General features: G+C 69.8%; 8 protein-coding genes. 6 read left to right on the top strand and 2 right to left on the bottom strand.

Features of this window, described 5'->3' with window-relative positions:
• Window positions 1-162 precede the first annotated feature (162 nt).
• Window positions 163-1230 (top strand): hypothetical protein, encoded by a 1068-nt coding sequence (locus tag HS99_RS43920; RefSeq protein ID WP_141763665.1) that lies wholly within the window; start codon window positions 163-165, stop codon window positions 1228-1230.
• 159 nt (window positions 1231-1389) lie between these two features.
• On the opposite strand, the gene HS99_RS43925 is transcribed toward HS99_RS43920, so the two are convergent.
• Window positions 1390-1605: a hypothetical protein gene (locus HS99_RS43925; RefSeq protein ID WP_141763666.1), complete on the bottom strand. Its 216-nt coding sequence runs from the start codon at window positions 1603-1605 to the stop codon at window positions 1390-1392.
• 210 nt (window positions 1606-1815) lie between these two features.
• On the opposite strand from HS99_RS43925, the gene HS99_RS04895 reads away from it, so the two are divergent.
• The gene (locus HS99_RS04895) at window positions 1816-3021 is read left to right on the top strand and encodes an IS110 family RNA-guided transposase (protein WP_030558340.1); all 1206 of its coding nucleotides are present in this window, start codon (window positions 1816-1818) and stop codon (window positions 3019-3021) included.
• Window positions 3022-3391: 370 nt separating this feature from the next.
• Here HS99_RS04895 and HS99_RS04900 read toward each other — a convergent pair whose 3' ends face one another.
• Complete coding sequence (locus HS99_RS04900) at window positions 3392-3604, bottom strand: hypothetical protein (RefSeq protein ID WP_030558339.1); 213 nt, start codon at window positions 3602-3604, stop codon at window positions 3392-3394.
• Between the two features lie 739 nt (window positions 3605-4343).
• Between HS99_RS04900 and HS99_RS04905 the strand changes: the two genes are divergently transcribed.
• The 4 genes from HS99_RS04905 (at window position 4344) to HS99_RS04920 (ending at window position 6617) form a co-directional block, all read left to right on the top strand.
• On the top strand, window positions 4344-4568 hold the full coding sequence (locus HS99_RS04905; RefSeq protein ID WP_030558337.1) for a hypothetical protein: 225 nt from the start codon (window positions 4344-4346) through the stop codon (window positions 4566-4568).
• A gap of 2 nt (window positions 4569-4570) precedes the next feature.
• Window positions 4571-5299: a helix-turn-helix domain-containing protein gene (locus HS99_RS04910; protein ID WP_030558336.1), complete on the top strand. Its 729-nt coding sequence runs from the start codon at window positions 4571-4573 to the stop codon at window positions 5297-5299.
• Window positions 5300-5388: 89 nt separating this feature from the next.
• Entirely contained in the window at window positions 5389-5706 is a 318-nt protein-coding gene (locus HS99_RS04915; protein ID WP_030558334.1) for a transposase, read from the top strand.
• Window positions 5703-6617: an IS3 family transposase gene (locus HS99_RS04920; protein WP_030558333.1), complete on the top strand. Its 915-nt coding sequence runs from the start codon at window positions 5703-5705 to the stop codon at window positions 6615-6617. The genes HS99_RS04915 and HS99_RS04920 overlap by 4 nt, the downstream gene beginning before the upstream one ends.
• The last annotated feature ends 155 nt before the right edge of the window (window positions 6618-6772 follow it).

Here is a 6772-nt window from a genome sequence, read left to right on the forward strand (position 1 = left end):
GGATCCCGCCCCTCTGCCACCCCGGCTTCCCCCTCCACCGCTGGGCCGTCGGGTTCTCGGCCGGCCGGCGCACCGGACGGTTCCCGACCGAACACCCGCGGCGGCTGGAGGCGCTGGCGGACCCCGGCGCAGTGGGCCGCTCTGCTGGCGCTGCTCGCGGCGGTGGTGGTCGCGAACCAGAACCAGCAGCCCCGGCACGGCGAGGACACCGCCGCGCCGGCTGTGACCGCTTCGCCGAACGGACTGTCCCTGCCGTCCGACCTGAACCTGCCGTCCTCGTCCCTGCCCGGGGCCCCGGCCACCGCGGCGGTGACGCCTTCCGGCGAGGCCGCGAGCCCGTTGTCCGCTTCGGGCCCGGCGGCATCCGTACCGACACCCGGGCGGATCGCACCCTCGTCCCCGGCCGGCGGCGTGCCCCCGGCAGCGGCGGCCGCACCGGGTGGCCCCACCGTGGCCGCGACCGGTGCCCACTTGTACCGGATCACTCCGGACCACGCGGCCGTCGAGGAGTACACCGGCAAGGACGGCGCGTGGACGAAGGTCCGCGGCGCCGCCGGCAGCATCTTCACCAGCGCGACGACGCTGTACGCGACGGACCCGGCTTCCGGTGACATCGAGCAGTACGACCGTGGGCGCGGCACGTGGACGCGGATCGGGAATCCGGGAAGCGGTTTCGCCGCCACCGGCGACCACCTGTACGGGCTGAGCGTCGATCACCACGGCGTCTTCGAGTACACCGGCGCCGGGGACAGCTGGAAGCAGGTCCGCGGCGCCGCCGGCAGCATCTTCACCAGCGCGACGACGCTGTACGCGACGGACCCGGCCTCCGGTGACATCGAGCAGTACGACCGTGGGCGCGGCACGTGGACACGGATCGGGAATCCGGGGAGCGGCTTCGCCGCCACCGGCGACCACCTGTACGGAGTGAGCGTCAACCACTTCGGCGTCTTCGAGTACACCGGCGCCGGGGACGGCTGGAAGCAGGTCCGCGGTGCGACCGACCGCATCTTCACCAGCCGCACCACCCTCTACGCGACCGACCTGACCACCGGCGACATCGAGCAGTACGACCGTGGGCGCGGCACCTGGACCCGCATCGGCGGCCCCGGCGCCACCTTCGCCGCCACCGACGACCATCTCTACGGCGTCAGCCCCGACCACTCCGGCGTCTTCGAGTACACCGGCGCCAACGGCGCCTGGACCAAGATCGGCGGCCCGGTCGCTCCCTGACACCGGTCACCGGCCCGGCCTGAACACGTGAGCGGAGCCCGCAGCCCTCGACCTGCGCCCGGACCGGCGGAGGATGCCGCTGCCTGCCCGCCTACCTGGGGCCCGGCGGCATCTTGGACGGCCCGGCCAACATGCTCCGGTCTGGGTGACGACGCGGCGTCAGCGCCAGGTAACCTCGACGTGCTGCGCCAGGAAGGCCAGCGTGGCGAGGATCGCCCCGGCGCCGGTGTCCGACAGCACCGAGCCGAGCATCGGGCCCGGATCGCGCCAGGCCGGCCGCTTATGCCGCTCGGGCTGCGCCGGCGCCTGGGACCGCCGGGTGGCTGTGCTGGCGCGCGGCGCCGGGCTACGCCGCCGTGAAGTGCGCGTAGTCATGATGGTTCCCTAAGAATGTGAGGCGGTCCGGGAGGACCGGGTGTGGCTGATGATGGTTTGCCGCTGATGGCTCGAGGAGAATGGCCGCCCGGTCCTTCGGGACGCTCCGACCACTGATTGAGAACTGCGGTCATCGCTGGTTAGGGACCTGTCGGCGGAGTGTTCTTCGGGCCACGCAAGTGCTGGTCACGGTGGGACGGAGCGACGGGCTTGAGCGCGGTTCACGAGCGGATATGGGTCGGCGTCGACGCCGGCAAGGGGCACCACTGGGCGGTCGCTGTCGACACAGACGGCGAGATCTTGTTCTCGACGAAGGTGGTCAACGACGAGTCGCAGATCCTTCACCTCATCGATGCCGCCCGGGAGAAGGCCGGCGAGATCCGGTGGGCGGTGGACATCTCCGGCCGTGCGTCGACCCTGCTGCTGGCCCTGCTGATCGGCCGCGGCCAGCATGTCGTCTACGTGCCCGGCCGCACCGTCAACCGCATGTCCGGCGCCTACCAGGGCGAGGGCAAGACCGACGCCAAGGACGGGCGCGTCATCGCCGACCAGGCCCGCACGCGCCCCAAGGGCTTCACCCGGCTGCACACCCCTCCTGAACTGGTCAGCACACTCCAACTGCTGACCAACTACCGGGCCGACCTGATCGCCGACCGGGTCCGCCTGATCAACCGGCTGCGCGACCTGCTGGTCGGCATCTGCCCGGCCCTGGAGCGGGCCTTCGACTACTCCGCCGCCAAGGGCCCCGTCGTGATGCTGACCGAGTACCAGACCCCGGCCGCCCTGCGCCGGATCGGCGTCAAGCGGCTCACGACCTGGCTGGAGCGCCGCAAGGTCCGCGGAGCCGACGTTGTCGCCGCGAAGGCCGTGGAGGCCGCGCAGTCGCAGATGACGGAACTGCCCGGCGAGAAGCGGGCCGCGAAGCTGGTCTGCGACCTCGCTCACCAGCTCCTGGCCCTGGACGAGCGGATCAAGGACAACGACCGGGAGATCCGCGAGACCTTCCGCACCGACGAGCGCGCCGAGATCATCGAGTCCATGCCCGGCATGGGCCCCGTCCTCGGCGCCGAGTTCGTCGCCATCGTCGGTGACCTGTCCGGCTACCTGGACGCGGGCCGTCTGGCCTCCCACGCCGGCCTGGCACCGGTCCCGCGCGACTCTGGCCGTCGGACCGGCAACTACCACCGGCCCAAGCGGTACAACCGGCGCCTGCGCTGGCTGTTCTACATGTCCGCTCAGACCGCGATGATGCGGCCCGGCCCGTCCCGCGACTACTACCTCAAGAAGCGCGGCGAAGGACTGATCCACACCCAGGCCCTGCTCGCGCTCGCCCGCCGCCGAGTGGACGTGTTGTGGGCGATGCTGCGTGACAAGAGGCTCTTCACCCCCGCTCCGCCGGTCACGCAGACGGCTTGACACGATCATTGAGATTCCCCTCCGAGTTGTGGGTGGCTGGACGGACGCGGCCGCACACGATGACATGCAGTGGTGCGGCGCCCCGGGCAGGGCCGGGGCGGGTCCGTGGCACCGCACGGTAGGGGAGTGAGCACGCCGGTCAAGTCCCTCAGAAGCCCGGCGACAACGCGGGCGACCAATGTCAGGGCTACCGGGAAGCCGGCGGACACTACACCGTTCTGGCGGCTGGTCAACCCCCGCCGACCTGCGGAACCACCTCGGGACGACTACACCGGCCCCCGGATGGACTGCTGATTCTCAGCGGGAAGGCGTGACGAAGGCGCCGGCCGGGACAGCGAACTGTCCCGGCCGGCGCCTTCGTGGTGGGTGGTCAGCTGTCGGCGGCCGGGGTGGCCAGGGCGCCGGGCCCCAGGGGGCGGCGGGTGCCGGGGACAGCCCGCGGGGTCGGAGTCTCTACGGGTTCGAGGAAGGGGGCCCGCTCCACCGCGGTGAGCCGGGCCGCGGGGGAAGCCTGGACGGCGGCCGGGTCGGCGGGGGACTCGGAGAAGGGACGCCACAGCGGGCGCCGCTCGGAGTTCGTCATGATCGCCAGTGTGGCAGCCAAGGGGTGGCAGGTGGGTGCGGGGACCGCCCCACAGCCGGCGCCGCCCGGCGGGCACCTCGGACACCGCCTAACACCGTCGTCGACCGCCTCGGCGTCAACCAGCACCGGCAGCAGCGGCCAGGAGCGACGCACGCACCGGTTCCGGGGCTGGGGAGCTGACGGGTCGGCGGGCTGGCCGAGTGGTCGGCGTGCGGGAGAAGTCGCGCGTCATCGTGCTACTGCAAGGGGGCACTTCAGGCCGCTGGGGCGGGAAGCAAGATGGGGATGTCGGGTCAGCCCGACATCCCCAACTCATCTGCGGAGGAGCCTTTCGACTCCTGGCGTCGGCGTTCCGACGCTGGACCGGCTGCGGCAACAGCCCGTTGTCCGTTCCCTTGTACCGAGTAATCGACAAGCCAGGGAGAGCAAGTCTGGGACCACCTTGCCTATCCGACACCGGTAGTACAACGACACATGGGACAGAGATGCCGAGATTGAATTAAAGGAAAGACTCAATATGCCTCTGACCTGCAGAAACGTTTGTATTTGTGACCTGAGTCACATGGTTAATAGTCGGTTTTCTTGGGACGGATTGATTTAATGAAAAGAGCTAATGCGGATTCTGCTTGCACTCGCGTTAGGCCATTTGGCAGGATCGTGACTGCCCTTCAGACGCGGCCGGCAAGCCGTTGGGCTCCTACCGAGTAATCACAAGTCAAGAGAATGGAGAGTCATGTCCATGACTCCCGTACGCCCCTGGCGGCGCAACAGCCTGCCGGTGGGCGTCATCGGCATCGTCGTCATCATCCTGTTGATCGGGGTGCTCGCGGTCGGTGAGCCGTCCGTCCTGGCGAACCCGATCATCTCCGCGGCAGCGACCGGCGTCGTCGGGGCCGCGGCCGGATTCGTCACCAGGCGTGCCCTGCGCAGCCGCACCCGCCTGCGCTGGCAGCTGAGCCGATAACCATGTCCGGCCGTACGAAGGCCGGGGTCCAGGACGGGCCGGCGGAGGAACTCGCGAGCTTCCTCCGCTGGCTCCGTCGGCGACCCGACGGCACCGACCTCACCTACGCAGAGATGGCGGGCCGGATCGGCGGCAAGCGCTATTGCTCCGCGGCCACTCTCTCCCGCGCCGACCAGGGCGGCGACTACATCCCCAGGATCGAGACGGTTCAGGAGTACGCGCGGGCCTGCGGCGCCACCCCGGCCCAGCTTCAGCACGCCCGTCGGCTCCTGTCGGCTGCTCGGCGCCTCCGGGCCCTGCACGCGACGGCCTCCCGTTACGACGACCCCAAGGCTGGCTCGCGCATTGCCCGTCAGGCCCACCCCGCCATCGCCCCTCACCCCAACTACATGCGGGGCCGGCTGGACTTCCAGAACGGGCTGCGTTCCTACCGCCGCGAGGTCGGCAACCCATCCGTGCGCGCTATCTCCGCCAACGCCGAGCTCAGCGGGCTGCACATCACCAAGAGCACCGTTCACCGGATGCTCTCCAGGGGGATGGATCCCTCGTGGGAGCAGGTCCAGGCGCTCCTGACCGGGTGCCGGCCGGGAAAGCTCCCCGATCTGCGAGTCTGGCGGCAGGCCTGGAGTCGTATCTTCGGCAACTATGAGTTCTCTCCCGACTCGGGGCTCTTCGTTCCCGACGTGACGGTGAGGGTGCGGGACCGCTTCAGCGCTGCGGTTCGGCGGTGACGATCCGCAGCCAGGAGTCGGCGCCAGCCATCGTGGCGTGACATTCCCCTCGTAGCGTGGAGTCGTGACCAGAGGGGAAGTTGAGGGTCATGGCAGGGAAGAGGCGCTCTTACGACGCGGAGTTCCGCGCGGGTGCGGTGCGGATAGTGACGGAGACCGGGAAGTCGGCCGCGGAGGTCGCGCGGGACCTGGGCGTGCACGAGAGCACGCTGCAGAACTGGGTCCACCGCGCCCGGACCCGGGCGGACGCGGAGGCGGCGGGAGGCTTGAGCGAGTCCGAGCGGGACGAGCTGCGCCGGCTGCGAGATGAGAACGCCCGGCAGCGCAAGGAGATCGCTGAGCTCGGGATGGAGCGCGATGTCCTCAAGCGATCGGTGGTCCTGTGGGTGAAGGAGGCGACGAAGTGACGGTTGCGGGCTTCATCGCCGACCAGAGGACCGAGCACGGCGTCCCGCACACGACCGCCTGCCGGGCCCTTGGAGTGTCCGCGTCCTGGTTCTACAAGTGGCGCCGGCGCCCGGCTGAGCCGACGGCCCGCGAGGTCCGGCGGGCTGAACTGACCGACCGAATAAGGTACTTCTTCGCCGCGTCCGGCAGTACCTACGGCTCGCCCAGGATCACCCTGGACCTATGGGCCGAGGGCTGGCAGGTCTCGGAGAACACCGTCGCCAAGATCATGGCCGAGCTCGGACTCCAGGGCCGCAAGCCCCCGCGCCGACGCCGGTCACTGACTCGCCAGGGCAGACGCATAGCGGCCCGCGACTTGGTCAATCGACACTTCGACGCGGTGGCGCCGAACGTTCTGTGGGTGGGCGACATGACTGAGATCGGCACCGGCGAGGGCAAGGTCTACCTGGCCACGGTGATCGACCTGTTCTCGCGTCGGCTCCTCGGCTACGCGATGGGTGCCCATCACGACGCCGCCCTGGTCGGCGCCTCGCTCACGATGGCAGCGGCCACCCGTAGTGGTCGGGTGGACGGCGTGATCTTCCACTCGGATCTCGGCAGCGAGTACAGCAGCCAGGCCTACAACGAGCTGTGTGACCGTCTCGGCGTGGTCCAGTCGATGGGCCGGGTGGGGTCGGCGCTGGACAACGCCGCCGCCGAGAGCTTCCACTCCACGATCAAGGTCGAATACATCCACCAGCAGCGCTTCGCCACCCGCGCAGAGGCCCGCTTGAAGATCGCGACCTGGATCGCCGACTTCTACAACACCCGTCGCCGACACAGCGCGGCCGGCGGACTGCCGCCCGTGGAGTTCGAACGGATCATCAGCAAGGTACGAGCCGAGGCTCATCAGGAGGCCCAGGCCGCTTAGCGAGGACTCCACGATTACTGGGGATTGACAGGCCAACCCAGATCCTCGCGCATCGCCCGAGCCCGCACCCCGTCCCCGCCACCGGCCGCATCGCGCTCGACCAGGGCCACGATCCGCGCACAGTCGGGCGGAAGCGCATCGATCCCCAACCCCTC

The sequence above is a fragment of the Kitasatospora aureofaciens genome (genome assembly GCF_001188955.3).
GTDB classification, from domain to species: Bacteria; Actinomycetota; Actinomycetes; order Streptomycetales; family Streptomycetaceae; genus Kitasatospora; species Kitasatospora aureofaciens.

Bases quoted from the DNA above. Each gene is read 5' to 3' on its own strand.
- HS99_RS04915 (WP_030558334.1), top strand. From the start codon at position 5,389: ATGGCAGGGAAGAGGCGCTCTTACGACGCGGAGTTCCGCGCGGGTGCG.
- HS99_RS04905 (WP_030558337.1), top strand. From the start codon at position 4,344: ATGACTCCCGTACGCCCCTGGCGGCGCAACAGCCTGCCGGTGGGCGTC.
- HS99_RS04910 (WP_030558336.1), top strand. From the start codon at position 4,571: ATGTCCGGCCGTACGAAGGCCGGGGTCCAGGACGGGCCGGCGGAGGAA.
- HS99_RS43925 (WP_141763666.1), bottom strand. From the start codon at position 1,605: ATGACTACGCGCACTTCACGGCGGCGTAGCCCGGCGCCGCGCGCCAGC.
- HS99_RS04900 (WP_030558339.1), bottom strand. From the start codon at position 3,604: ATGACGAACTCCGAGCGGCGCCCGCTGTGGCGTCCCTTCTCCGAGTCC.